The organism is Streptomyces sp. NPDC035033, assembly GCF_040636735.1.
Taxonomy (GTDB): Bacteria; Actinomycetota; Actinomycetes; order Streptomycetales; family Streptomycetaceae; genus Streptomyces.
Genome location: NZ_JBEZUZ010000106.1, coordinates 1 through 23,373, shown reverse-complemented (window position 1 = coordinate 23,373; position 23,373 = coordinate 1). Strand labels below are relative to the sequence as shown.

Annotated in this window: 23 protein-coding genes; 14 read left to right on the top strand and 9 right to left on the bottom strand. The window is 74.7% G+C overall.

Going from position 1 to position 23,373, the window contains the following annotated elements; translation table 11 throughout:
* A partial coding sequence (locus AB0E83_RS30585) for a GNAT family protein (RefSeq protein WP_362119045.1) occupies window positions 1-741 on the bottom strand: 741 nt, incomplete at its 3' end.
* Window positions 742-1,028: 287 nt separating this feature from the next.
* Entirely contained in the window at window positions 1,029-1,730 is a 702-nt protein-coding gene (locus AB0E83_RS30580; protein ID WP_362119042.1) for a ribonuclease H, read from the bottom strand.
* A gap of 188 nt (window positions 1,731-1,918) precedes the next feature.
* Here AB0E83_RS30580 and AB0E83_RS30575 point away from each other — a divergent pair, with 188 nt between their 5' ends.
* From AB0E83_RS30575 to AB0E83_RS30565, 3 genes are all read left to right on the top strand, one after another.
* Window positions 1,919-2,401 carry a hypothetical protein gene (locus AB0E83_RS30575; protein ID WP_362119039.1) on the top strand — a complete coding sequence of 161 codons (483 nt, stop codon included), beginning with the start codon at window positions 1,919-1,921 and terminating at the stop codon, window positions 2,399-2,401.
* Between the two features lie 31 nt (window positions 2,402-2,432).
* Complete coding sequence (locus tag AB0E83_RS30570; RefSeq protein ID WP_362119036.1) at window positions 2,433-2,765, top strand: hypothetical protein; 333 nt, start codon at window positions 2,433-2,435, stop codon at window positions 2,763-2,765.
* Window positions 2,766-2,963: 198 nt separating this feature from the next.
* Window positions 2,964-4,127 (top strand): YncE family protein, encoded by a 1,164-nt coding sequence (locus tag AB0E83_RS30565; protein ID WP_362119033.1) that lies wholly within the window; start codon window positions 2,964-2,966, stop codon window positions 4,125-4,127.
* Here AB0E83_RS30565 and AB0E83_RS30560 read toward each other — a convergent pair.
* Window positions 4,124-4,990, bottom strand: coding sequence for a class I SAM-dependent methyltransferase (locus tag AB0E83_RS30560; protein WP_362119031.1), 867 nt, complete (start codon window positions 4,988-4,990; stop codon window positions 4,124-4,126). The two genes, AB0E83_RS30565 and AB0E83_RS30560, sit on opposite strands and share 4 nt — an antisense overlap.
* Window positions 4,991-5,133: 143 nt before the next feature.
* Here AB0E83_RS30560 and AB0E83_RS30555 point away from each other — a divergent pair, with 143 nt between their 5' ends.
* Both AB0E83_RS30555 and AB0E83_RS30550 read left to right on the top strand, forming a co-directional pair.
* Window positions 5,134-5,730, top strand: a complete 597-nt coding sequence (locus AB0E83_RS30555) for a TetR/AcrR family transcriptional regulator (protein WP_362119028.1) — start codon at window positions 5,134-5,136, stop codon at window positions 5,728-5,730.
* A gap of 298 nt (window positions 5,731-6,028) precedes the next feature.
* Window positions 6,029-7,396 (top strand): NAD(P)/FAD-dependent oxidoreductase, encoded by a 1,368-nt coding sequence (locus AB0E83_RS30550; protein WP_362119025.1) that lies wholly within the window; start codon window positions 6,029-6,031, stop codon window positions 7,394-7,396.
* 40 nt (window positions 7,397-7,436) lie between these two features.
* Here the strand turns inward: AB0E83_RS30550 and AB0E83_RS30545 are convergent, their stop codons facing one another.
* Window positions 7,437-8,225, bottom strand: coding sequence for a L,D-transpeptidase family protein (locus AB0E83_RS30545; protein WP_362119022.1), 789 nt, complete (start codon window positions 8,223-8,225; stop codon window positions 7,437-7,439).
* A gap of 153 nt (window positions 8,226-8,378) precedes the next feature.
* On the opposite strand from AB0E83_RS30545, the gene AB0E83_RS30540 reads away from it, so the two are divergent.
* The 3 genes from AB0E83_RS30540 to AB0E83_RS30530 all read left to right on the top strand — a co-directional run bounded on the left by AB0E83_RS30540 (window position 8,379) and on the right by AB0E83_RS30530 (window position 10,492).
* The gene (locus AB0E83_RS30540) at window positions 8,379-8,837 is read left to right on the top strand and encodes a GNAT family N-acetyltransferase (RefSeq protein WP_362119019.1); all 459 of its coding nucleotides are present in this window, start codon (window positions 8,379-8,381) and stop codon (window positions 8,835-8,837) included.
* 90 nt (window positions 8,838-8,927) lie between these two features.
* Window positions 8,928-10,007 carry a dihydrodipicolinate reductase gene (locus AB0E83_RS30535; RefSeq protein WP_362119016.1) on the top strand — a complete coding sequence of 360 codons (1,080 nt, stop codon included), beginning with the start codon at window positions 8,928-8,930 and terminating at the stop codon, window positions 10,005-10,007.
* Entirely contained in the window at window positions 10,004-10,492 is a 489-nt protein-coding gene (locus tag AB0E83_RS30530; protein WP_362119013.1) for a carboxymuconolactone decarboxylase family protein, read from the top strand. Before AB0E83_RS30535 ends, AB0E83_RS30530 begins: the two co-directional genes overlap by 4 nt.
* 63 nt (window positions 10,493-10,555) lie before the next feature.
* On the opposite strand, the gene AB0E83_RS30525 is transcribed toward AB0E83_RS30530, so the two are convergent.
* Complete coding sequence (locus tag AB0E83_RS30525; protein ID WP_362119010.1) at window positions 10,556-12,205, bottom strand: GMC oxidoreductase; 1,650 nt, start codon at window positions 12,203-12,205, stop codon at window positions 10,556-10,558.
* A 297-nt stretch (window positions 12,206-12,502) separates the two neighbouring features.
* Entirely contained in the window at window positions 12,503-13,603 is a 1,101-nt protein-coding gene (locus tag AB0E83_RS30520) for an asparaginase (protein WP_362119007.1), read from the bottom strand.
* 130 nt (window positions 13,604-13,733) lie between these two features.
* Between AB0E83_RS30520 and AB0E83_RS30515 the strand changes: the two genes are divergently transcribed.
* From AB0E83_RS30515 to AB0E83_RS30495, 5 genes are all read left to right on the top strand, one after another.
* Window positions 13,734-14,198 carry an Lrp/AsnC family transcriptional regulator gene (locus AB0E83_RS30515; protein ID WP_362119004.1) on the top strand — a complete coding sequence of 155 codons (465 nt, stop codon included), beginning with the start codon at window positions 13,734-13,736 and terminating at the stop codon, window positions 14,196-14,198.
* A 197-nt stretch (window positions 14,199-14,395) separates the two neighbouring features.
* The gene (locus AB0E83_RS30510; protein WP_362119001.1) at window positions 14,396-15,196 is read left to right on the top strand and encodes an endonuclease; all 801 of its coding nucleotides are present in this window, start codon (window positions 14,396-14,398) and stop codon (window positions 15,194-15,196) included.
* A 68-nt stretch (window positions 15,197-15,264) separates the two neighbouring features.
* Window positions 15,265-16,542 carry a VWA domain-containing protein gene (locus AB0E83_RS30505; RefSeq protein ID WP_362118998.1) on the top strand — a complete coding sequence of 426 codons (1,278 nt, stop codon included), beginning with the start codon at window positions 15,265-15,267 and terminating at the stop codon, window positions 16,540-16,542.
* Window positions 16,542-17,369 carry a hypothetical protein gene (locus tag AB0E83_RS30500; RefSeq protein ID WP_362118995.1) on the top strand — a complete coding sequence of 276 codons (828 nt, stop codon included), beginning with the start codon at window positions 16,542-16,544 and terminating at the stop codon, window positions 17,367-17,369. The genes AB0E83_RS30505 and AB0E83_RS30500 overlap by 1 nt, the downstream gene beginning before the upstream one ends.
* A gap of 160 nt (window positions 17,370-17,529) precedes the next feature.
* Complete coding sequence (locus tag AB0E83_RS30495) at window positions 17,530-18,642, top strand: FAD-dependent oxidoreductase (RefSeq protein WP_362118992.1); 1,113 nt, start codon at window positions 17,530-17,532, stop codon at window positions 18,640-18,642.
* A 14-nt stretch (window positions 18,643-18,656) separates the two neighbouring features.
* Here AB0E83_RS30495 and AB0E83_RS30490 read toward each other — a convergent pair whose 3' ends face one another.
* The 3 genes from AB0E83_RS30490 to AB0E83_RS30480 are packed head-to-tail and all read right to left on the bottom strand — an operon-like array spanning window position 18,657 to window position 22,043.
* On the bottom strand, window positions 18,657-19,112 hold the full coding sequence (locus AB0E83_RS30490; RefSeq protein ID WP_362118989.1) for a MarR family transcriptional regulator: 456 nt from the start codon (window positions 19,110-19,112) through the stop codon (window positions 18,657-18,659).
* 38 nt (window positions 19,113-19,150) lie between these two features.
* Entirely contained in the window at window positions 19,151-19,630 is a 480-nt protein-coding gene (locus AB0E83_RS30485) for a (2Fe-2S)-binding protein (RefSeq protein WP_362118986.1), read from the bottom strand.
* Between the two features lie 16 nt (window positions 19,631-19,646).
* Window positions 19,647-22,043 (bottom strand): molybdopterin cofactor-binding domain-containing protein, encoded by a 2,397-nt coding sequence (locus tag AB0E83_RS30480; protein ID WP_362118984.1) that lies wholly within the window; start codon window positions 22,041-22,043, stop codon window positions 19,647-19,649.
* Between the two features lie 210 nt (window positions 22,044-22,253).
* On the opposite strand from AB0E83_RS30480, the gene AB0E83_RS30475 reads away from it, so the two are divergent.
* A complete protein-coding gene (locus AB0E83_RS30475) occupies window positions 22,254-22,949 on the top strand; it encodes a methyltransferase domain-containing protein (RefSeq protein ID WP_362118981.1) in 696 nt (231 codons plus the stop codon).
* The last annotated feature ends 424 nt before the right edge of the window (window positions 22,950-23,373 follow it).

Genomic DNA, 23,373 nt, shown 5'->3' with positions numbered 1-23,373 from the left:
CAGCGAGCGCGGCGGCCTCTTCCGCCCCCAGCGCCGCCGCACCGGCCTCGTGCCGGCCGGGGCCGGGAGGAGGTCCTGGAGGACCCGGCTCCGGCGGGGGGAGCTCAGGCGCAGTTCGATGATGTCCCGGACGGTGGGCCACTCCTCGTCGAGGATCGAGTAGAAGGCCGTGTCCCGGACGGCGCCGTCGAGACCGCGCGAGTGCGCCCGGCGGATGCCCTCGCAGGTCGCGCCGAGGCGTTCGATGGCCACGCGCGAGCGGGTGTTGCGGGCGTCGGCGCGGAGGGTGATCCGGCGGACGCCCCAGGTGTCGAAGGCGTGGCGGAGCATGAGGAGCTTCGCCTCGGTGTTGACGCCGGTGCCCCGGGCGTCGCCGGCGATCCAGGTGTTGCCGATCTCGGCGGCGTCGGGGATCGCGGTGAGCGGGTCGCCGTGGGGGCGGCCGGGCACCGGGGGCCAGACCAGCGGTCCCCGCCAGTAGTCGAGTTCGAGGAAGCGTGTGGAGCCGATCACCCGGTCGTCGGCGGTACTGACCAGGGCGAAGGGCAGACAGCGCCCGGCGGCCTGTTCGGCCAGGGCGCGGGCGATGTAGTCGAGCGCGGATTCCAGGCCGTCGGGCACGGGAGTGAAGGCATAGGCCGATCGGTCCGCCTCGCCGGCCCGCGCGAGGGCTTCGGCGTGCCGCATCGCCAGCGGCTCCAGGCGCACGGAGCGCCCGGTCAGGAGAACAGGTACTGGCACGGAACCTCGGGTCTTTCACGGGCAGGGGTCACTTCCGCCACGACGCTGTGCGCCGGAAGTGAAGGGGGGAATCTCGCCGGGTGCCGATGCACGTCGAAAGACGTCGGATGAGCAGGCAAAACGGTTCGTCACCAGGTGCGAGGAGGAACAGTATGCAGCCACAACAGCTCTGAGAACAGAACCTCGGGAGAACCCGGATCCACGGGCGGGTGAAGCCTGCCGGAGGGGCCCGGAAAGCGGTCTCAGGGGGCGGACAGGGGCGCCCGCCCCTCGGACGGCCTCCGTACTCAGACGCAGGTGGGGTGCCCCCAGCCCTCCGCGTTCTTGGCGATGCTCTCCCCCTTGTCATAGGCACGCCCACAGCGGCAGCGGCCCGGAAACTTGGCCTTCAGGGTGCCGCCGGACGGGCGACTCCGGCGGGCTCCGGACCCGGCGGTTCCGCCCGGCGCGGAGGAGCGCGTCCGGGGCGCGCGGGGGGCGGAGGAGCGCGCGGAGGCGGGTTCGGGGTCGGGCAGGGCGGAGCCGGCGTCCGACCCCAGGGGCTCCTGGGTGCGGGCGCTGTGGCTGGCGGCCCGGTCGGCGGCGTCGTTGAGGGGGTCGCCGTCGGCCCGGTGCGCGGGGGTGTAGACGAAGTCGATGTCGCGCCCGGCGAGCAGGGCGTCGATCCGGACGACGAGGTCCTTGTTGGCGACCGGGGTGCCGGCGGCGGTCTTCCAGCCCTTGCGGCGCCAGCCGGGCAGCCAGGTGGTGACGGCCTTCATGGCGTACTGGGAGTCCATCCGGATCTCCGCGGGGGCGGCGGGGTCCAGGGTCTCCAGGAGCCGTTCCAGGGCAGTGAGTTCGGCCACGTTGTTGGTGGCGCGGCCGAGCGGGCCGGCCTCCCAGCGTTCGACGGTGCCGTCGGCCCGGCCGATGACCCAGGCCCAGGCGGCGGGGCCGGGATTTCCCTTGGACGCGCCGTCGCACGCGGCGATGATCTTCTCCAGCATCCTTCGATCCTGACACGGACGGGGGTGTGCTCCGCCCCGTCCGCGGGCCGCCGGCGGGACGGCTCCGGCGTCGCCCGGCCGGGTGGCGGCGGGCTCCCCGCGCCACGGGCCGTCCGCGGTTCCCCGTAGACTCGCCGTCTGCCCGCCGGTGGCGGCACCGACCCAGCTGACAGGAAGCGACGGACTCCATGAACCACGCGGACGGCACCGCACCGATCTACGCCCAGCTCATACGGGAGCGTGGGGACGTTCCCGGTGACGTGCGCCAGACCGCGGAGGAGGTGCTGCGGGACCTGAGCCGGTACATCAAGCTTCCCGCGCCGTCGCCGCAGCAGCCGATGGGCGTCGGAGCGCCGGCGGGCATGCCGGGGATGCAGGGGATGCACGGCCAGCCGGGCATGCCGCCGATGGGACAGCCCGGGATGCAGGGCCACCCGGGCGCGCAGGGGCAGCCCGGTCCGCAGGGCCGCCCGCCGATGGGGCAGCCGGGCATGCAGGGGCAGGGTCTGCCGGGCGTCCCCGGCCAGCCGGTGCCCGGACAGCCCGGGATGACGGGCCCCGCCGCCCTGCCCGGCCCGGCGGGCGTGCAGGGCCCCGGCCCGGTCCCCGGCCAGGGCGGCCCGGGCGGACACGCCGGCGTCGTGGCGATGCGCTCGCTGCCCCAGGGCTGACGCCGTGGACACCACGGGGAAAGGCGTGCCCGTGACGGATCACTGCTGCGAGGCGATGCGCGGTCGGGTCGAACACCGCTGCGACGACCACGCCGACGCGTACGACTGTCCGGACGCCGTCGTCTCGTTCAGCGCCCGCTTCCAGGAGTACGGACTCGTCGTCCACGACGGCGGCGGGTCGAGCCTCGACATCGCCTTCTGCCCCTGGTGCGGCCGGCGCCTTCCCGAGTCGCAGCGGGACCGCTGGTTCGAGGAGGTGCGGGGGCTCGGCCTCGACCCGTGGGAGGACGACGTCCCGCCCGAGTACGAGGACGACCGCTGGCTCGCCGGCGCCGGGCCCGCGCCGGCGCCCGCCGCGGACTGACCGCGCCCGCCCCGCCGGGCCGTCCCGCCGGCCGCGCCCGCCGGGTCATCCGATCGGTGGACCCCCGGGTCCACCGGAGGGGCCGGGGGGCGTAGCCGGGCGAGCGAGGGGCGGGTGCCGCCGGGCGGCGGAGGATCGGGAGACGGGAGGGGCCGTTCGCGCGGCGTCCTCCTCCTGTCCCGTACCGAGGAGCCCGAGATGACGAAGATCCGCCGCACGTCCCGTACCGCTCGCGTCCTGCTGCCCGTGACGGTCGCCGGGGTCCTGCTGTCGGGATGCGCCCAGGCGGACCCCGCCCCCGCCGCCGCCCCGAGCGGCACCGCCTCCTCCGCGCCGGCGCCCGCCGTCACCGTCACTCCCCCGGCGTCGGCGCCGGCCGGGGCGCGGCCGGAGGCCGGGACCCTGCTCGTGAGCGACTTCGGCTCCGACACCGTGACGTTCGTCGACCCGGCGCGCGGGGCCACCGGTTCCGTGGAGGTGGGGACCGCGCCGTACGGCCTCGCCCTCGGGAAGGACGGGCGGGCCTGGGTCGCGACCGCCGAGGGCGTCGCCGTCGTCGACACCGCCGCCCGGCAGCGCCTGGCCCTCGTCCCGTACCGGACCGACACCGGACCGGTGACCACCGGCGAGTACCGGGGCGGCGGCATGGGCATCGCGCTCTCGCCGGACGGGAAGCGGGTGTACGTGGGGGTGAACGTGCCCGGCGGGAACGGCACCCTGGAGGTGATCGACACCGCCTCCGCGAAGGTCGTCGACGTGGTCGACGTGGGCCGCCGGCCGTTCGACGTGGACGTGAGCCGGGACGGTTCCGCCGTGTACGCGACGAACCACGACTCCTTCGACGTGACCGTCGTCGACGCGGACTCGCTCGACGCCCGGCGCGTCGAGGTCGCCCCGTACGGCACCGAGGGCGGACTGGGCTCCTGGCTGAAGCCGCACTACACGGCCGTGCGGCCCTCGGACGGCAAGCTGCTGCTGCCCTTCGAGGGCGAGCGGCTGGCGGTCGTGGACCCGGCCACCGGGCGGGTGGAGGTCGAGTCCATGACCGCGAACACCCACCAGCACGGGGCGGCCGTGACGCCGGACGGGACGCTGTTCGCCGTCGGCACCGGTCCGATCGACCCGAGCGAGGACCGGGGACCGTCGCTGACCGTCCGCTCGCCCGGGGGCGTGGAGCGGGTCTATCCGCTCGACGGGCCGCACGAGGACGTGGCCGTGTCGAAGGACGGCCGGACCGCGTACGTGACCGGCGGCTTCACCCGGGACGGGTACTGGGACGGGATCAGCGTCGTCGACCTCGGTTCGGGCGAGGTGAAGCGCCTCGCGGCCGGGTCGCGGCCGCTCGGCGTCGTCGTCTTCTAGCGGTTCCCGCGGCGGGCCGGCCGGCGGTCCGCGGTCACCAGCCAGGCCGTGCTCGGCAGCCGGACCGTGCCGTCGGGCGTCTCGTGGTCGCGGAGGTGGCCGGTGAGGGCGGTGCGGGCGCGGTCCCGGGTGGCCCCGTCGACCTGGTCCATCAGGTGGCGGCCGGGGCCGGTGGCCAGGAGGAAGTCCGCCGCGTCGGCGGCGTCCCGGCCCCAGGTGCCGTACGCGCGCGTCTCGTCGAGCATGACCCCGGTGAACCCGGCGGCGGTGAGGACGGCGCGGACGCGGTCCGGCTCGGCGAGGGAGAACATGCCGGGCTCGCCGGGGCGGGGGGCGTCGCCGACGGGCAGGATGCCGCGCAGGGAGGCCATGGCGGTCGCCCAGCCGTTGCCGGCCGGGTCGGACGGGCAGACGAAGGCGAGCCGGCCGCCGGGGCGCAGGGCGCGGCCGATGTTGCCGAAGGCGGCCTCGGGGTCGGCGAAGAACATGACGCCGTAGCGGCTGATCGCCGCGTCGAACGCGCCCTCGTCGAGGGGGTGGGTCTGGGCGTCGCCCCGGACGAAGGCGACGTTGCCGACGCCCTCGCGGGCCGCCCGGGCACGGGCCTCGGCGAGCATGGGGGCGGAGAGGTCGAGGCCCAGGGCGTGGCCGCGCGGGGCACGCAGGGCGGCGAGCCGGGTGGTGCGGCCGGCGCCGCAGCCGACGTCGAGGACGCGGTGGGCGCCGGCGATCCCGGCGGCGGCGAGCAGCGGCTCGTCGAAGCCCTCGTTGACGGCGTTCCAGCGGTCCTGGTGGCGGGCCCAGTGGACGCCCTCGGGGCCGTTCCACGCCTGCTCCTGCGCGGTGTTGACGATGCCGGTCATGCCTGCCTCCGGGGTCGGGAGAGAGAATGGGCACGCGCCCATTCATGGGGACCCAGAGTATGGGCGTGTGCCCATTCCGGCAACGGCGATTACCATCCAGGCAGTCGGGACGCGGGAGAAGGACGAGGAGAGGGCGGCGGATCGTGTCACCACGCGGAGTGGCGACGCCGGACGTGCGCGAGCGGCTGTTCGCGGCGGCCGAGCGGATCGTGGAGAGGGACGGGCCGGGGGCGCTCACCAGCCGGTCCGTGACCACCGAGGCGGGCTGCGCCAAGGGGCTGCTGCACGCGCACTTCGCGGGGTTCGACGAGTTCGTGGCCGAGCTGTGCCTCGACCGCTTCGCCCGCACGGCGGCGCGGGCCCGGGCGCTGGCCGGGGCCGTGGGACGGGGCACGGTGGCGGGGAACCTCGACGCCGTCGTCCTCGCCCTCTTCGACTCCGGCGGCCCCGCCGTCTCCGGCCTCGCCCTGGCCCGGCCCGCCGCCGCGCTCCGCGTCCGCGAGGCGCTGGAGGGCGGGGCACCGGGCTTCGCGGCGATCGAGGAGGCCGTCGCCGCCTACCTGGAGGCCGAGCGGCGCCTCGGCCGCGTCCCCGCCTCGCTCGACGCCGCCACCACGGCCCTCGCCCTCGTCGGCACGAGCCACCACCTCCTGATGACCGCCTGGCCCGGCTCCCCCGACCCCCGCCCGACGGTGCGCCGCCTGGTGACCGCCCTGGTCGGCCCGGAGGAGGCGGTCTAGCGCGGCGGCAGGACCGTCAGGACGCGTTCGATGAAGCCCTTGAAGTCGCGCATGAGGTCCGCCAGGAACTGCCGCGTCGTCGGGTCCGTGACCTCGCCGTCCTCGGAGAAGAGGCCCGGGGCCCGGCGACCGGAGGAGACGCGGCGCCGGAGGCCCCGAGAAGCGGTGCGCCCCCAATGGGGATAAAAAGGACGGACAACGGACAGACGGATGAAAGCTGCCCGCGTTCCCCCGTGACCACGGCCCCCGCGGCCCGGGGGAACGGCACCTTGCACGCTCCTACGGAAGGGCGGAAAGCGTGACGCGACCGAGGATCCTCGTGGTGGGCGCCGGTTTCGCCGGAGTGGGCTGTGTGAAGCGGCTCGAACGGCGGCTCACGGCGCGGGAGGCGCAGATCACGCTGCTCTCCCCCTTCTCGTACCAGCTCTACCTGCCGCTGCTCCCCCAGGTGGCGGCGGGCGTCCTGACCCCGCAGTCGGTGGCGCTGTCGCTGCGGCGCAGCCAGAAGCACCGGACGCGGATCGTGCCGGGCGGCGCGGTGGGCGTGGACACGGCGGCGAAGGCCGTGGTCGTCCGGACGATCAGCGGGGAGTACGACGTGGAGCCGTACGACCACCTGGTGCTCGCGCCCGGCAGCGTGACCAGGACCTTCGACATCCCGGGGCTCGCCGACCACGCCCGGGGCATGAAGACCCTGGCGGAGGCCGTCTACATCCGGGACCACGTGATCGCCCAGCTGGACCTGGCGGACGCGAGCGACGACGAGGCCGAGCGGGCCGCCCGGCTCCAGTTCGTGGTGGTCGGCGGCGGCTACGCGGGCACCGAGACGGCGGCCTGCCTCCAGCTGCTCACCCACAACGCGGTCAAGCGGTACCCCCGGCTGGACCCGGCCCTGATCAAGTGGCACCTGGTGGACATCGCGCCCCGGCTCATGCCCGAACTGGGCGAGAAGCTCGGCAGGGCCGCGATGGACATCCTCACCGAGCGGGGCATCCAGGTCTCGCTCGGGGTGTCGGTGGCCTCGGTGGACGACGAGACGGTCACCCTGACGGACGGCCGGGTGCTGCCCTGCCGCACCCTGATCTGGACGGCCGGCGTGGCCGCGAGCCCGCTCGTCGGCACGGTCGGCGCGGAGACGGTCCGCGGCCGGCTCGTGGTGACCCCGGAGATGGACGTGCCCGGACTCGACGGGGTGTGGGCGCTGGGCGACGCGGCGGCCGTGCCGGACCTCGCCAAGGGCGAGGAGGGCGCGATCTGCCCGCCGACGGCCCAGCACGCGATGCGGCAGGGCAAGGCGCTCGCCGACAACCTGGTGGCGACCCTGCGCGGGGAGCACCTGCGGCCGTACACGCACAAGGACCTGGGCCTGGTGGTGGACCTCGGCGGGATGGACGGCGTGTCGAAGCCGCTGGGCGTGGAGCTGCACGGGCCCGCCGCGCAGGCGGTGGCCCGCGGCTACCACTGGGCGGCGCTGCGGACCAACGTGGCCAAGACCCGGGTGATGACGAACTGGCTGCTGAACGCGGTGGCCGGGGACGACTACGTGCGGACCGGGTTCCTCGCCTCCAAGGCGGGGACGCTGCGGGACTTCGAGTACACCGACGCGTACCTGACGCCGGAGCAGGTCCGGGAGCACACCGGGGCGTTCCGGGGAGCGGTCGGCTGAGCCCGCTCCCCCGCGCCGCGGCCGGCCCCCGGCTCCCCGTTCAGCGGGCGAGCGCGGGGGCCGGCCCCATGACGACGACGGGTTCGGCGGCCGGGTCGAGGGCGACCAGCAGGGTGCGCAGGTCCTCCCGGTCGAGGGCGATGCACGCCTGGGTGGGGCCGCCGTGGTCGACGTGGATCCAGACGCCGCCGCCCCGCCCGGCGCCGAGCGGGCGCTCCTTGTCGAGCGGGGTGCGGCCGGGGACGCGGTTGTAGTCGATGGCGATGACGTGGTCGAAGGAGCCTTCGAGGGGTTCGCCGCGGAAGCCGGTGCCGCTGATGGCGAACTCGGGGTCCTCGTCGTACGGGAGGCGGGCGCCGGGGTCCGGCAGCCGCCCGCCCGCGTCGCCGACGCGGAAGACTCCGATGGGGGTGCGCAGGTCGCCGGCCCAGTGGTCGTCGGTCCAGCCCCTGAGGGCGTTGCGCGCGGGCCAGGGGCCGCCGGACTCGTACCACCGGCCGTCGGGGCCGCGCTGGTGGAGGACGGCGGTGGCGGTGTTGCTGTTCTCGGTGGCGCCGGTGACGACGAGGGCCTGGGTGGTGCCGTCGGGGACGCGGGCCTGGGTGCGGGGGCCGAGGCCGGCGATGCGCGGGGCGCTGCCGGGGCGGGCGTCGGTGGCCGCGGCCTCGCCGGAGGGGGTCTTCGCGGCGGGGGTCTTCGCGGTGGGGGCCGCGGTCGCCGGGGGCGGGGCGGTGGGGGCGGGGTGCGCGCAGCCGGTGAGCAGCAGCGCCGCGCACAGGGTGCCGGCGCCGAGGAGCGCGGGGGCGCCCTTGCGGACGAAGGCGGGCATGGGAAGGCATCCTCCTGGCCGGGGGCAGTGGAGCGATCCGTACCCGCTCGGCGGGCGGCGCTGCGCGGGAGGGCGTCGGCCCACCCGTACGGAGGAGCGGCGGCGGCCGGAACGCGGTTGACCTCCGGCCGGGGGATGCGATGGGGTGCGCGGATGAGCGATCTTGACGAGGGCGGGGCACTGCGGGTGGTCCCGGCGGCGGACGAGCGGGAACTGGCCGACTGGCGGGCGGTCCACAACGCGATCGTCCCGACGGCGGTGCTCTCCGCCGGCGAGGTGCGGGAGCGGGCCGGGCGCAACCGGCTGGAGGTGGCGTACCTGGGCGGGGTGGCGGTGGGCTGTTCGACGGTGCGGCCGCCGGACGGGGAGACGCCGGCGGCGACGGTGATCGCGCGGACCCTGCCGGAGTACCGGCGGCGGGGGTTCGGGACGGCGCTGTACGAGCGGGGGCTCGCGCACGCGCGGACGCTGAGCGCCGAGGGGGTGGAGACGGTGGTGCTGGCGTCGAACGAGGAGGGGCTGCGGTTCGCGCTGGCGCGGGGCTTCACGGAGGTGGAGCGGTATCTGCTGCCCGGCGACACGATCCCCTTCGTGACGCTGCGGATGGCCTGATCTCCCGTACCGGCAAGCTGATCTGACAAGGCGTCAGATCGCTGTGCCGCGGGTCTGGGAACCTCGCTCCCCCGGCGCTACCCTCCGCGCATGATACGGACGGTGGTGTGGGGAACCGGAAATGTCGGGCGGGCGGCCATCCGGGCCGTGGACGCCCACCCCGGGCTCGAACTCGCGGCGGTCCTGGTCTCCGACCCGGCGAAGGCGGGCCGGGACGCGGGGGTGCTCGCGGGGCTCGGGCAGGAGCTCGGCGTGGCCGCGACCGACGACGTCGGGGCGGTCCTCGGCGCGCGGCCGGGGGCGGTGGTGTACGCGGCCTCCGGCGACGTGCGGCCCGACGGCGCCCTGGCGGACGTGGTGCGGGCGGTCGCGGCGGGCGCGGTGGTGGTGACGCCGTCGCTGTACCCGCTGTACGACCCGCGCGGCGCGCCGCCGGAGTTCCGCGAGCCGGTGCTGGCGGCGGTGACCGAGGGCGGCGGGTCGCTCTTCGCGTCCGGGGTGGACCCGGGCTGGGGCAACGACGTGCTGCCGCTGCTCGTCAGCGGGCTCGGCACGGTCGTCGACGCGGTCCGCTGCCAGGAGATCTTCGACTACTCGACGTACGAGCAGGAGTTCTCCGTGCGCGAGCTGATCGGCATGGGCAAGCCGCTCGACCACGAGCCGCCGATGCTCCTCCCCTCGGTCCCGACGATGGTGTGGGGCGGGCAGATCCGGCTGATGGCGCGGGCGCTCGGCGCCGAACTGGACGGGATCCGCGAGACGGTGGACCGCCGGCCGCTGGAGACGACGGTCAGGACCCGGACGATGGGGGTCTTCGAGGCGGGCACGCAGGGCGCGGTCCGCTTCGAGGTGCAGGGGATCGTCGGCGGCGAGCCGCGGATCGTGATCGAGCACGTGACCCGGATCCATCCGTCCTGCGCGCCGGACTGGCCGGTGCCGCCGGACGGCGCCGGGGCGCACCGGGTGATCGTCGAGGGCCGGCCGCGGATCGAGGTGACGGTGGCCGCCACCGACGAGGACGAGAACCGGGCGGCCGGCGGGAACGCGACCGCGGTCGGGCGCCTGGTCGGGGCGATCGACTGGCTGGCGGCGGCGGAGCCGGGGCTCTACGACGCGCTGGACGTGCCGGTGCGTCCGGCGGTGGGGAAGCTGGGAAGGAGACCGCGGTGATCATCGACATTCCCGAGGGGCAGGAGCCGATCGGGTACGTGTGGGGCGACATGGTCCCGGAGATCGGGACGGCGGCGGCGAACTTCTCGCTGTCGGTGTACGCCCACACGACCCTGGGACTGCGCGAGTTCGAGGCGGCGCGGCTGCGGATCGCGCAGATCAACGGCTGCGGCTTCTGTCTGGACTGGCGCACGGACCGGGACGGGGTGAAGGTCGAGGAGGGCTTCGACGCGCTCGTCGCGGCGTGGCGGGAGACGGAGGTGTCGGAGGGCTTCGACGTCCGGACGCGGCTGGCGGCGGAGTACGCGGAGCGGTACGCGCTCGACCACCACGGCCTGGACGGGGAGTTCTGGTCGCGGATGACCGCGCACTACAGCCAGGCGGAGATCGTGGAGCTGACGATGAGCCTGGGCTCGTGGCTGGCCTTCGGGCGGCTGAACCGGGTGCTGGGGCTCGACGAGGTGTGCGTGCTGCCGGCGGGGTGAGCCGGGGGCGCGGGGCCGGCCGGTCGGCGGACCGGCCGGCCCCTTCCGTGCGCGCCGGGCCGTTCAGAAGTCCTCCGCGACGATGCGCTCGATGTTGCGCTCGGCGAGGGCGGTGATGGTGACGAAGGGGTTGACGCTGGTGTTGCCGGGGATGAGGGAGCCGTCGATGACGTAGAGGCCCCGGTAGCCGTGGAGGCGGCCGTGGTTGTCGGTGGCCCGGTCGAGGACGGCGCCGCCGAGCGGGTGGTAGGTGAGGTGGTCGCCCCAGATCTTGTGGGCGCCGAAGAGGTCGGTGCGGTAGATCGTCCCCTCCTTGGCGTTGATCCTGTCGAAGATGGACTTCGCCATGTCGATGGAGGTCTGCTTCCAGGCCCGGTCCCAGCTGAGGTCGACCCTGCCGGTGGCGGGGTTCCAGGTGAACTCGGCGCGGTGCGGGGTGCGGGTGATGGAGAGGTAGAAGGAGGCGTAGGTCTCGATGCCGGTGGGGAGGGGGGCGACCTCGGCGAAGGCTCCGCCGGCGTCCCAGTTGTCGATGCCGGCGGTGGGCATGGCGGACTGGAGCGTGCCGGTGGGGTCCCACATGTGGTTGGCGCGGCCGCACATGACGTTGCCGTTGTCGCCCCAGCCCTTGCCGATGTGCTCGTTGAGGGCGGGCAGCGCGCCGGTGGCCTTGAGCCGGGTGAGGAGCTTGCTGGTGCCGACGCTGCCGGCGGCGAAGAAGACCCGGTCGGCGCGGACGGTCTTGGCGGCGAGGACGGCGCCGGTGGTGTCGATCTGCTCGATGGCGACGGTGTAGCCGCCGGCGGCGGCCGGGGTGACCGAGGTGACCCGGTGGAGGGCGGAGACGGTGACCCGGCCGGTGGCGGCGGCCTGGGCGAGGTAGGTCTGCCGGAGGCTCTTCTTGCCGTGGTTGTTGCCGTAGATGACCTCGCCGGCCAGGGCGGACCTCGGTACGGCTCCGGCGGCCTCCTGCTTCATGTACTCCCAGTCGTAGACGTTGGGCACGAAGACGAAGGGGAAGCCGGAGCGCTCGGCGTGCTTGCGGCCCACGCGCGCGTACTGGTAGGCGGGCGTGCCCTCCCACCAGGCCTCGTCGACGGAGGTGACGCCGAGGCCCGCGGTGGCGCGCGGGTAGTAGGTGGCGTACATCTCGGCCGGGTCGACGGTGGGGAGGATGGCGGGGAAGCGTTCCCTGCGCGGGGTGACGGCCATGCCGCCGTTGACGAGGGAGCCGCCGCCGATGCCGCGGCCCTGGTAGACGGTGATGCCGGCGAAGTCCTCGGCGTCGAGGATGCCGGTGTGGCGGGGCACCTCCTTGTCGAGGGGGAAGCCGAGGAACTGGCTCAGCGGCTGCTTGGTGCGGGTGCGCAGCCAGAAGGAGCGGTAGTCGGGCTTGGTGGTGTTGGCGAAGACCTTGCCGTCGGGGCCGGCGGTGTCCCACGCCATGCCCATCTCGATCATGTGGACGTCGACGCCGGCGCGGGCGAGGCGGAGGGCGGCGACGGAGCCGCCGTAGCCGGTGCCGACGACGAGGGCGCGGACGTGGGAGCCGTCGGGGACGGGAGAGACGTTCAGGCCCGGGGCCTCGGCGCGGGCCGGGGTGGTGAGGGTGCCGGCGAGGGCGGCGGCGCCGAGAACGGAACCCGTTCCGGTCAGGAAGCGGCGGCGGCTGACTCCCTGGGTTCCCTGGAAGGACGAGGAGCGTTCACTCATGTGATCTTCCTCACTCGTGAGCGAATGGGAACACGTTCTACGACCGGTCGCCGAGGAAGTCACGAGAAACCGACGGGTAACTTCAGGCCGGACACGCCCTCTTGACCGCCCCGCCGGCCCGCGCGGCGGCGGTGTCGGCGGCCGGGCGCTTCGCGGCTCCGGCCCCGGAGGCTCCTGACGGCGGGTGGGGCGCGGGATCCGTCGCCGTGCCGGAGGAAGCGGGGTCGTACGGGGGTTGTTTCCGGCTCGCGGGCGGAGGAAGGGGGTCGACGCCCGCGAGCCGGTGTCAGGGGGGCGTCAGGCGCGCGCCGGGAGGGGCGCGGCCTCGCGGGAGGTGCCGGTGGCGAGGGCGGGTTCGGCGCGGACCGGGCCTTCGAGGAGGCGGCGCAGGAGCGCGGCGCGGCGGGCCGGGTCGTCGCCCTCGGTCTCGGCGAGGAGGGCGGCCAGGACGGCGATGCGGGCCTGGCCGGCCCGGAGGGTGCCGGTGAGCAGGCCGCCGGCGGCGACCAGGTCGACGGCGCCGCCGCCGGTGTAGATCTCGGCGAGCGGGCCGGCGGGGACGCGGGTGGTGACGGCGACGAGGACGCCCCGGGCGGTGGCCTCGGCGACGGCCTCGGCGATCTCCGGGGTGGCGTTGCCGGCGCCGGTGGCGACGAGGACGATGCCGCGGGCCCCGGCGGCGAGGGCCGCGTCGAAGTGGAGCCGGTCGCCGTCGGTGTGGTGGAAGACGACGTCCACCCGGGGCAGCGCGGGGCCGCCGGAGGCGTCCGGGCCGGCGGCCGGCGGCAGCGGGAGGACGGCCGGGCGGTCGGGCAGGCGCTCGATGTCGACGCGGGAGAAGCCGACCTTGCCCAGGCGCTCGGCCGAGGGGTCGGCGAAGGCGTCGGCGGCCAGGGTCTGGACCTTGACCGTGCCGCGGGCGGCGTGGACGCGGCCGTCGAAGACGACGAGGACGCCGAGTTCGCGGACGGTGGCGGCGACCTGGAGGGAGTCGTACAGGTTGCCGGGGCCGTCGCCGTCGCCGGTGCCGAAGGGGCGCTGGGCGCCGGTGAGGACGACCGGGCGGGGGTCGTGGTGGTGGAGGTCCAGGAGGAAGGCGGTCTCCTCCAGGGTGTCGGTGCCGTGGGTGATGACGACGCCGTCGACGCCGGGGTCCGCGAGGGTCTCGTGGACCGTGCGGAGCAGCGCGAGCTGGTGGGCGGCGGTGAGCCGCGAGCTGTTGACGTTGAAGAGGTCGCGGACCTCGACGGTCACGCCCTCGGGCAGCGGGGCGGTGGCGAGGACGTCGTCGCCGGAGGCGTCGGCGGCGTAACCGGTGCCCTGCCAGCGGCTGGCGATCGTGCCGCCGGTGCTGATGACGACGATCCGGCGCGGGGTCCCGTCGTTCGTCCGCTGCATGTCCGTCGCCTCCCTGGCTTCCCCGGGCCCGGCGCTTCCGCGGCCCAGCCCGCAACCGTAGGCCAAAAGAGGGAGCACGCGATTGCCAAAATGGGGGCAGAAATGTTTCATCGTGGCAGATGATTGCGTCATGGACAGAATCGATCTCCACATCTTGCGCGAGCTCCAGCAGGACGGCCGGCTGAGCAACCAGGAGCTGGCCCAGCGGGTCGGCCTGAGCCCCTCCCCCTGTCTGCGCCGGGTGCGCCAGCTGGAGCAGGACGGGGTGATCAAGGGCTACCGCGCGGTCATCGACCCGGAGGCGGTGGGGCGGGGCTTCGAGGTGCTGGTCTCGGTGGAGGTGAAGCGGGACCGGGAGACGGTGGAGGCGTTCGAGGAGGCGCTCCAGTCGATCCCGGACGTGATCGAGGCGTACCGCCTCTTCGGCAGCCCGGGGTGCCTGCTGCGGATCGCGGTCGCGGACCTCTCGGCGTACGAGCGGCTGTGGATCGAGCAGCTGACGGCGCTGGCCGGGGTCACCGAGGTGAACTCGCAGATCATCATGAAGCGGATCAAGGAGCCCAAGGGGATGCCGGTGGACCTCCGGGGCACCTGAGGCCGAAGTGACGCGACTCGTCCACGGACGGTCGCCGCGTATGCGAGAACGTCACCGAATGGCTCTTTGTCCGTAACACGACAACCCCCTCACCCGTGCCACTCTCCCGGATGACACGCAGTCAACACGCGTAGAGCGCCGCGCCCCTGAGCCGGGGGCGGCGCCCGCCCGCGTGCCGTCCCCGGAAAGGGCCCCCCATGTCGGTTGCTCGGATACGCAGGTGGAAGGTCTGGGCGGCGGTCTCCGCCGCCGTCGTCGGCCTCGCCCTCCCCACGGTCACGGCGACGCCCGCCGCCGCCACCACGAACGCCTACGACGCCACGTACTACAAGAACGCGGTCGGCAAGACCGGCACGAGCCTCAAGTCGGCGCTGCACACCATCATCAGCAGCCAGAACAAGATCTCGTACGACGCGGTCTGGAACGCGCTGAAGGTCACCGACCAGGACCCGAACAACACCAACAACGTCGTCCTGCTGTACAGCGGCGTCTCGCGCAGCAAGGCCCTCAACGGCGGCGACGTCGGCGACTGGAACCGCGAGCACGTGTGGGCCCAGTCCCACGGCAGCTTCGGCACCTCGGCCGGCCCCGGCACCGACCTGCACCACCTGCGCGCCTGCGACGTCCAGGTCAACAGCATCCGCGGCAACAAGGACTGGGACTTCGGCGGCAGCGCCGTCAGCGGCGCCACCGGCAGCTACACGGACTCCAACTCCTTCGAGCCGCGCAACGCCGACAAGGGCGACGTGGCCCGGATGATCCTCTACATGGCCGTCCGCTACGAGGGCGACGACGCCTGGCCCGACCTGGAGCCCAACGAGTCCACCACCAACGGCAGCGTCCCCTGGCACGGCCGCCTCTCGGTCCTCAAGCAGTGGAACGAGCAGGACCCGCCGAGCGCCTTCGAGGAGCGCCGCAACGACGTCATCTTCAACTCCTACCAGGGCAACCGGAACCCGTTCATCGACCACCCGGAGTGGGTCGAGGCGATCTGGTAGCAGCGCGCCCCGGGCCCCGGCCGCACCCCCGTTTTGGATTGTCGGAGGATCATCAATACGATCCGCCGATGATCACGAGAAAACGGCTGGCGACCGGGGCCTGCGCGCTGCTCGTCGCCCTGACCGCCGCGCTGCTGCCGACGAGCGCGGCCGCCGACGAACCGGCGAAGGAATCCCCCAAGGTCGAGCTGGTCCTCGACGTCAGCGGCTCCATGCGGGCCAAGGACATCGACGGCAAGTCCCGGATGAGCGCGGCCAAGGAGGCGTTCAACGAGGTCCTGGACGCGGTGCCGGAGGAGGTCCGGCTCGGCATCCGCGTGCTCGGCGCCGACTACCCCGGCAACGACCGCAAGCGCGGCTGCGAGGACACCCGCCGGCTGTACCCGGTCGGACCGCTCGACCGGACCGAGGCCAAGACCGCCGTCGCCACCCTCGCCCCCACCGGCTGGACCCCGATCGGCCCGGCCCTGCTGAAGGCCGCCGACGACCTCGGCGAGGACGGGGCGACCAAGCGGATCGTCCTCATCACCGACGGCGAGGACACCTGCGCCCCGCTCGACCCGTGCCAGGTCGCCCGCGAGATCGCCGCCAAGGGCATCCACCTCGTGATCGACACCCTCGGCCTGGTGCCCGACGCCAAGACCCGGCAGCAGCTCACCTGCATCGCCGAGGCCACCGGAGGCACGTACACCTCCGTGCACCGCACCGAGGAACTCTCGCGCCGCGTCAAACAGCTGGTGGACCGCGCGGCCGACCCGGTGGTGACCCCGGTCGCCACCGAGGGCACCGGGCAGTGCGCGGACGCCCCGCAGCTCAAGCCCGGTCTCTACACGGACCGCGAGACCTTCGGCGAGCACCGCTGGTACAAGGTCGACCTGCTGCCCGGCCAGGAACTCCGCGCCTCCGTCAGCGTCTCCGCCGACCGGGCCGTGAACGACGACTACGGCGTGCTGCTCCGGGCCGTCACCCGGAGCGGGCGGGAGATCGTCCGCGGCTCCGAGGCCGGCGACGGGCGCACCGACGTGATCTCGACCGGTCTGCGCTACCCGAAGCCGGAGACGGAGGACGCGGACGAGGACGGCGACGGCAAGCCCGCCGCCGAGACCGTCTGCCTCCAGGTCAGCAACTCCTTCTCCGCTCCCCCGTCGGTGAAGACCACGCCCGGCATGCCGATCGAGCTGGCCGTGGACGTCGTGGACGGCCCGGCGGACGCCTCGGACGTGGCCTCCTTCGGGCTCGGCCGCGGCTGGTGGCTGCTCGGCGCGCTGGTGCTCGCCGGTTTCCTGGCCGGTCTGATCTGGGGCTGGCTGTCCCGCTGGCGCGTCGCCGTCTGGAGGACCCGCTGATGCGTACCGTACGGATGCTCGCGGCGGCCGCGCTGGCCGGCGCCGCCCTGCTGGGCCCGGCCGCGCCGGGCGCCCTCGCCGACACGCCCGCGCCGTCGGCGTCGGCCGGCGAGGAGGCGGGCCCCACCGAGGCCGGCACCTCCTTCCGCACCGCCGCCGCCTTCCGCCCCGGCCAGGAGGCCACCGCCCAGGCGTCCACGGGCGACTACCTGTACTGGGTCTTCCCCGCCGACGCCGGCGAACGGCCCACCGTGGAGGCGACGGTGACGCTGCCGCAGAGCGCGCTGCGGCACGGCGCCGCGACCTGGCGGGTCGACGTGTACGACGGGCTGCGGCGCCGTCAGCCCTGCATGTACGGGACCCAGGCGCGCACCGCGCCGAAGGAGGCCGGCTCGGTGCGGCTCGCCTGCGTGCTGCGGCCGGTGCGGCCCTCGGCCGACGCCTGGGCGAACGATCCGCTGCCGGGCAGCTACTACGTCCGGCTGACCGTCACCGGGCTGCCGGAGGAGGACCTGGGCCAGCCGTTCTCCGCCCGTGTCGGCGTCGACGTGAAGGACCGGGGCGGCGCGTACGCGACCGACGGCGCCCTCGCCGCGCCGCTGGTGCCGGGCGCGACCACGGCCGAACTGGCCGAGGCCGAGGAGGAGGCGGGCCGCCGCACCGCGGTGGAGGCCGCCGCGCCGGAGGGCGGCTGGTCCTCCGGCTGGTGGTCCGACCGCTGGATCTGGACCGCGGCCGGCGGTGTCCTCGCCGCCCTCGCGGGCATCGGCGGCTACGCCCTGACCAGGGGCGCGGGCCGTCCGCCGCGGGTCCCGCCCGCCGCCTGACCCGTCCCGTCCGAAGCCCCCGCCGCGCCTCGCGGCGGGGGCTTCGCGCGTTCCCGGCCGGACGAGGGATTTACAGTTCGCTCTACGAACTATATTGTTCGTAGAGCGAACTACCGGGGCGGGGAACGCCACCGGACGTCTTCCGAAGGGGAACACGGACATGAACGCGATCGTCACCGTCATCGGCGGGGGTTACGGCGGCTCGACCCTGGCCAAGGCACTGGAAGCGGACGCCGAGGCGGGCGTCGAGGTCGTCCTCGTCGACCCCAAGGACGCCTTCGTGCACGCCGCCGGCTCGCTCCGGGCCCTCGTCCGGCCCGACTGGGCGCCGCACGTCTTCTTCCCGTACGACCGGCTGCTCGCCCGGGGCCGGTTCGTCCGCGACCGGGCCGCCTCGGTCGACGCCCACGGCGTCACCCTCGCCTCCGGCGCACGCGTCGACGCCGACTACGTGGTCGTCGCCACCGGCTCCGCCTACCCGTACCCCGCCAAGTTCGACACCGACTCCTCCGCCGAGGCCCTGGCGCGGCTGCGCGCCACCCACGGAGAACTGGCCGCCGCCGACCACGTGCTGATCAGCGGCGCCGGCCCGGTCGGACTCGAACTGGCGGGCGAGATCCGGGCCGTCTGGCCCGACAAGCGGATCACCCTCGTCGACCCCCGCGACGCCCTGCTCCCCGGCTTCGCCCCCGAGCTCCGCGAGGACCTGGCCCGGCAGCTCGCCGACCTCAAGGTGGAGGTACGGCTCGGTGTGACGCTCACCGAGGAGCCGCCGGCCGGACCCGGCCGCGCCGGCACCTTCACCGTGGGCACCTCCGACGGCGGCGCGCTCACCGCCGACATCTGGTTCCGCGCCCACGGCGGGACCGTCCACGAGGGCTTCCTCGCCCCCGGCCTGGCCGCCGCCCTCACCGCGCGGGGCCGGCTCCGCGTCGACGGGCACCTGCGGGTGGAGGGCCAGGAGCGGGTCTACGCGATCGGCGACGTCACGGCCCTCGACGAGGCGAAGATGGCCGGGTACGCGATGCGGCACGCCGAGGTCGTCGCCGCCAACATCCTGGCCCAGGTGCGCGGCGGCGCGCCGGAGGCGACGTACGCGCCCTCCCCGGTCCCGTCGGTGCTGCTGCCGCTCGGACCGCTGGGCGGCGTCGGCCAGTTCCCGTCGCCGGACGGGCCGCTGGTGCTGCCGGCGGCGACGGTCTCCGAGTACAAGGGGCACGACCTCTTCACCGGGCGGTTCGCCGCGCTCTTCGACGGCGTCGGCGGGGCGTGACCGCCCCCGGGGCCTCAGGGGCGGTCGGTGAAGACCTCCGGGACCTCGTTGTCCAGGACGACCCGGCCCAGCAGTTCGGCCAGCCGCTCCCGCTCGGGGCCGTCGAGCCCGGCGGGCAGCAGCTCGATCCGGCGGCACGCCTCCCTGTAGAACACGTCGGCGAGGCGGGCGCCCTCCTCCGTGAGGGCGACCCGCACGGCCCGGCGGTCGTCGGGATCGGCCGCCCGCTCGACGAAGCCCAGCCGCGAGGTGCGGTCCACCAGGCCGGTGAGGCTGGACTTGGCGAGGCCGAGCTTGGCGCCCAGCTCGCCCATCCCGGTCGGCCCCGGCATCAGGACGCACAGCAGCTGGCCCTGCTGGGGCGTCAGCCCGTAGGCGTGTGCGGCCTCCGCGTACGCGGCGTTCACCAGAAACGCGGAGCGCACCAGCGCGGCGACGACTCCGATCCGCTCACCCTCGTCCTTGGCCATGCGGCCAGAATACCCTTCGTGACACGAACCATCTGCCCTCAGGCCATCCGCCGGGCGCCCTCCAGGACCGCCTGCCGGATCCGGTGGTAGGTGCCGCAGCGGCAGATGTTGCGCAGCTCGTCGAGGTCGGCCTCGGTGACCTCCCGGCCCGCCTCCCGGGCCCGGCGGACCGCGTCGACGGCCGCCATGATCTGACCGGGCTGGCAGTAGCCGCACTGGGCGACGTCGAGGTCGAGCCACGCCTCCTGCATCGGGTGCAGCTCGCTCCCGACCGTGTCGGGGAGGCCCTCGATGGTGGTGACCTCGTCGTCGGCGGCGAGTTCGCCGACCGGGACGGCGCAGGGCGTGAACGCCTTGCCGTTGAGGTGGCTCGTGCAGGCCCGGCAGACGCCGACCCCGCAGCCGTACTTGGGGCCGGTGACGCCGAGGACGTCCCTGAGGACCCACAGGAGCCGCACGTCGGACTCGACCTCGGCGGTGACGGCCTTGCCGTTGAGGATGAAGGTGTGCTGGGGCACGGAGACTCCGGGAGGGCTAGAGGACGCGGTCGCGGCCGTCGGTCGGGGAGGCCGGGACCGGCGGGACGGCCGGCGCGGGCGTGAAGGGGAGCGGTGCGGCGTGGTTGACCGGGAAGACGGTCGGCATCGTGCCGGTCGCCCGCCCGTAGGCGCAGGCGACGGCCGCCATCGCCGCCGCGACGGCCAGCTCGCCGGCCCCGCCGGGCTTGTCGCCGGTCGGCGGCATGACGACGATCTCCAGCTCGGGCGGGGTGTTCCACTGCCGGGTGTAGAAGTAGTTGTCCCAGCTGGACTCCAGGAAGGCGCCGTCCTCCAGGTGCAGTCCGGAGGTGAGGGCGAGGGCGATGCCGTCGGAGATGCCGCCCATCATCTGCGCCTCCAGCCCCCGCGGGTTGACCGCGAGGCCCACGTCCACGGCGCACACGACCTTGGTGACCCGGGGGCCGGTGTACGCGTTCGGGATCGTGCGCCCGGTGGTCGCGGGGCGGCAGTCGATCTCGGCGAGGACCGCCACGTAGGAGTGGTACTCGGGGTGCACGGCGATGCCCTGCGCGGTGCCGGGGGCCATGGGCCGGCCCCACCGCCCGAGCGTGGCGACCTTGTCGAGGACGGCCCGCGCCCGGGACTCCTTCATCAGGCGGCGGCGCAGCTCGCAGGCGTCCTCGCCCATGCGGCGGGCCAGTTCGTCGAGGACGAGTTCCTGGGCGGTGCGCACGTTGGGCGAGTAGATGTTCCGCATCGAGCCGGTGTTGTAGCCCTTGTCGGTCTCGGCGAGGAGCTGGGTGGTGACGCCGAGGTGGTAGGGGCTGATCTGGGTGAGCTGGAACATCGTCTCGGAGAAGGTGAGGTCGGCGACCGGCAGCCGGGCCGCCTCCGCCGTGAGCACCTCGCCGATGCCGTGGCCGAAGTCGGTGGCGACGGAGGTGTGCCGCTGCTCGTACGTGAGCACCTCGCCGAGCGAGTACGTCGCGCGGACCCGGGAGGTCGACATGGGGTGCGTACGCCCCTGCCGGAAGTCGTCGGTGCGGTGCCACATCAGCTTCACCGGCTTGCCGAGCTTCTTCGAGATCTCGGCGGCCTCGTGGGCGGCGTCGTGGAAGAGCTTGCGGCCGAAGGACCCGCCGCCCTCGGTGACGTGGACCTTCACGGCGGAGACCGGCAGGCCGAGCCGGAGCGCGATCTGCTCCTGCGCGACGATCGGCGCCTTCAGCGAGGCCCAGATCTCGGCGGAGTCCGGACGGACGTCGGCGATCGCGCAGTTGGTCTCCAGGGCGCTGTTGCTGGCGAAGTGGAAGGTGAAGCGGGCGTCGACGGCCTTGGTGAGCAGCGGGAGCGGCGGGACGACGAGGGGGAGTTCGGCCCGGCGCAGCTCGGCGAGGACGGTGGCGTCGGTGGCGCCCTCGGCGGTGCCCGGCCCCCAGTCGACGTCGAGGGCGCGGATCGCGTCGACGCACTGGCCGAAGGTGCGGGCGCGGACGGCGACGCCGGTGGAGACGGTGACGACGTCGGTGACGCCCGGCATGGCCCGTACGGCGTCGAGGTTGGCGACCGACCGGACGGTGCCGTTGATGGTGGGCGGGCGGCAGACCATGGTCGGCAGGGCGCCGTCGACCCGGAGGTCCATGGCGAACTTCTTGCGGCCGGTGACGGCGTCGAGCGCGTCGAGCCGGCGGCGGGGGGTGCCGATGACCCGGAAGTCCTCGCGGTCCTTGAGGGTGACGGCGACGGCGGTGTCGGCCACCGCGGCGGCCCGGGCGGCGAGTTCGCCGTAGCCGAGGACGGCGCCGGCCGGGGAGAGGACGGTGCCGGCCTTGGTGGTGAGGGTGGAGACCGCCTCGCCGAGCACCAGGGAGGCGGCGTGGAGCAGCCGGCCGCGGGCGACGGCGGCGGCGACCCGGATCGGGGTGTAGGTGGAGACGGTGGTGTTGGAACCGCCCGTGAGCTGGTTGAAGAGCAGCTCGGGGCGGGCGTCGGCGAGGGTGACCCGCACCTTCTCCAGCGGCAGGTCGAGTTCCTCGGCGATGAGCATGGCGGAGGAGGTGGTGACGCCCTGGCCGACCTCGGCGCGCGGCAGCGCGAAGTGGGCGGTGCCGTCGGCGTCGAGGCGGATGGTGATGAGGTGGCTCGTCGGCAGCGCGGCCGCGGTCAACAGGTCGTTGAGGTCGAGCAGTTCGGCCGGGCCGGGCAGGGAGGGGACGACGGCGGGGACGGCGGCCTCGGCGGTCGCCGGGGCGAGCGCCTCGGCACCGACCTGGGCGGCGACGGTGAGCGTGGGCGCCGCGAGCACGTAGCCGAGGAAGCGGCGGCGGCCGATGCCGGACGGGCCGGCGGCGGCGGCGGTGGCCGCTCCGGCAGGCGTTCCGGCGGGCGGGGGGCTCTGCTCGTGCTCGCGCGCGGGGTGCCGCCTGGCCATGAGGGGATGCCTTTCGACGCTGCCGTGCCGGCCCGAGGGGGCCGGCCCTTCTCGGGTGCGGGGGCGATCATCCCGCATTCCGGGACGCGGCGGGGCCGCTTCGGTGAGGAAATCGCGAAAGAACCGTGCTGGTCAGCGACGCTTTCCGTCAGGTCCGCCGGTTTTCGGGGGAAGGCCGGAGCGGGGGAGCCGGGGGCTAGGGTGCCGGGCATGACCGACACGCACCCGGGCGCCGCCGTGGACGCCTCCGCCCGCGCCGAGGCCACGCGCCGCTCGTACGACACCGTCGCCGCCGACTACCAGCGGCTGCTGGCCGATCAGCTGGAGGCCGTGCCCCTGGACCGGGCGCTGCTCGCCGCGTTCGCGGAGGGGGTGGCGACGGGCGACGGCCCCCCGGCCATCGCCGATCTGGGCTGCGGTACGGGGCGGGTGACGGAGCGTCTGCGGCGGCTGGACGCGGAGGTGTTCGGGATCGACCTCTCCCCCGGCATGGTCGAGGTGGCCCGGCAGACGTATCCGGGGCTCCGGTTCGAGGTCGGGTCGATGACGGCACTGGAGCTGCCGGACGGCTCGCTCGGGGGCGTGCTCTCCTGGTACTCGACCGTCCACATGGACGAGGACGAACTCTCCTCGGCGTTCGCCGAGTTCGCCCGCGTCCTGGCGCCGGGCGGGCTGCTCCTGCTCGCCTTCAAGGCGACGGCGGGGCCGGAGTGCGAACGGCGCCGGCTGGAGCGGGCGTACGGGCACGCGGTGGAGCTCGACGTCTACCGCTGGGCCCCGGACCGCGTCGTCCGCCTGCTGGCCGCCGCCGGCCTGGTGGAGTCGGCGCGGCTGGTGCGCGAGCCGGATCCGGAGGAGGCCTCGCCCCAGGGCTTCGTCCTGGCCCGCAGGCCGCGTGCGGCCTGAACCCGGCGGGCGTTCATCCGGCTCCGGCAGGTGCGCAGCTGCTCCCGGGAGAGCCGGGCGCGCTGCCCGCCGCCGGCGATGAACGCGTTGACCGAGACCATCGGGTCGCCGCCGACCGAGCGGGCGAGCAGGGCCCCGACCACGACCGGCCCGAGCGCCACCACGAGGGCGGTGCCGGTGGCGGAGACGTGCCGGAGCGGCCGGGGGCGGCGCGGGGTGCGGAAGGTCATGCGTCCATTCCAGCCGCTCCGGGCGGGCGGCGGATCCGCCGGCGTACTCACCCGCGGGAGGACGCGTACTCAGCCGGGGCCCCGGCGGGTACGGGGGGCGGTGGGTACGCGTCCCGGGCGGACGGGGCGCCGGGCGCGCCCCGGTGCGGGTGCGGTGGGCGCGGTCAGCCGGCGCGGCGGGCGCGGGCGAGGGC

Coding starts and splice junctions, on each gene's coding strand:
- AB0E83_RS30580 (WP_362119042.1), bottom strand. CDS start 1,730: ATGCTGGAGAAGATCATCGCCGCGTGCGACGGCGCGTCCAAGGGAAAT.
- AB0E83_RS30575 (WP_362119039.1), top strand. CDS start 1,919: ATGAACCACGCGGACGGCACCGCACCGATCTACGCCCAGCTCATACGG.
- AB0E83_RS30565 (WP_362119033.1), top strand. CDS start 2,964: ATGACGAAGATCCGCCGCACGTCCCGTACCGCTCGCGTCCTGCTGCCC.
- AB0E83_RS30560 (WP_362119031.1), bottom strand. CDS start 4,990: ATGACCGGCATCGTCAACACCGCGCAGGAGCAGGCGTGGAACGGCCCC.
- AB0E83_RS30545 (WP_362119022.1), bottom strand. CDS start 8,225: ATGCCCGCCTTCGTCCGCAAGGGCGCCCCCGCGCTCCTCGGCGCCGGC.
- AB0E83_RS30540 (WP_362119019.1), top strand. CDS start 8,379: ATGAGCGATCTTGACGAGGGCGGGGCACTGCGGGTGGTCCCGGCGGCG.
- AB0E83_RS30535 (WP_362119016.1), top strand. CDS start 8,928: ATGATACGGACGGTGGTGTGGGGAACCGGAAATGTCGGGCGGGCGGCC.
- AB0E83_RS30525 (WP_362119010.1), bottom strand. CDS start 12,205: ATGAGTGAACGCTCCTCGTCCTTCCAGGGAACCCAGGGAGTCAGCCGC.
- AB0E83_RS30520 (WP_362119007.1), bottom strand. CDS start 13,603: ATGCAGCGGACGAACGACGGGACCCCGCGCCGGATCGTCGTCATCAGC.
- AB0E83_RS30515 (WP_362119004.1), top strand. CDS start 13,734: ATGGACAGAATCGATCTCCACATCTTGCGCGAGCTCCAGCAGGACGGC.
- AB0E83_RS30510 (WP_362119001.1), top strand. CDS start 14,396: ATGTCGGTTGCTCGGATACGCAGGTGGAAGGTCTGGGCGGCGGTCTCC.
- AB0E83_RS30505 (WP_362118998.1), top strand. CDS start 15,265: ATGATCACGAGAAAACGGCTGGCGACCGGGGCCTGCGCGCTGCTCGTC.
- AB0E83_RS30500 (WP_362118995.1), top strand. CDS start 16,542: ATGCGTACCGTACGGATGCTCGCGGCGGCCGCGCTGGCCGGCGCCGCC.
- AB0E83_RS30495 (WP_362118992.1), top strand. CDS start 17,530: ATGAACGCGATCGTCACCGTCATCGGCGGGGGTTACGGCGGCTCGACC.
- AB0E83_RS30490 (WP_362118989.1), bottom strand. CDS start 19,112: ATGGCCAAGGACGAGGGTGAGCGGATCGGAGTCGTCGCCGCGCTGGTG.
- AB0E83_RS30480 (WP_362118984.1), bottom strand. CDS start 22,043: ATGGCCAGGCGGCACCCCGCGCGCGAGCACGAGCAGAGCCCCCCGCCC.
- AB0E83_RS30475 (WP_362118981.1), top strand. CDS start 22,254: ATGACCGACACGCACCCGGGCGCCGCCGTGGACGCCTCCGCCCGCGCC.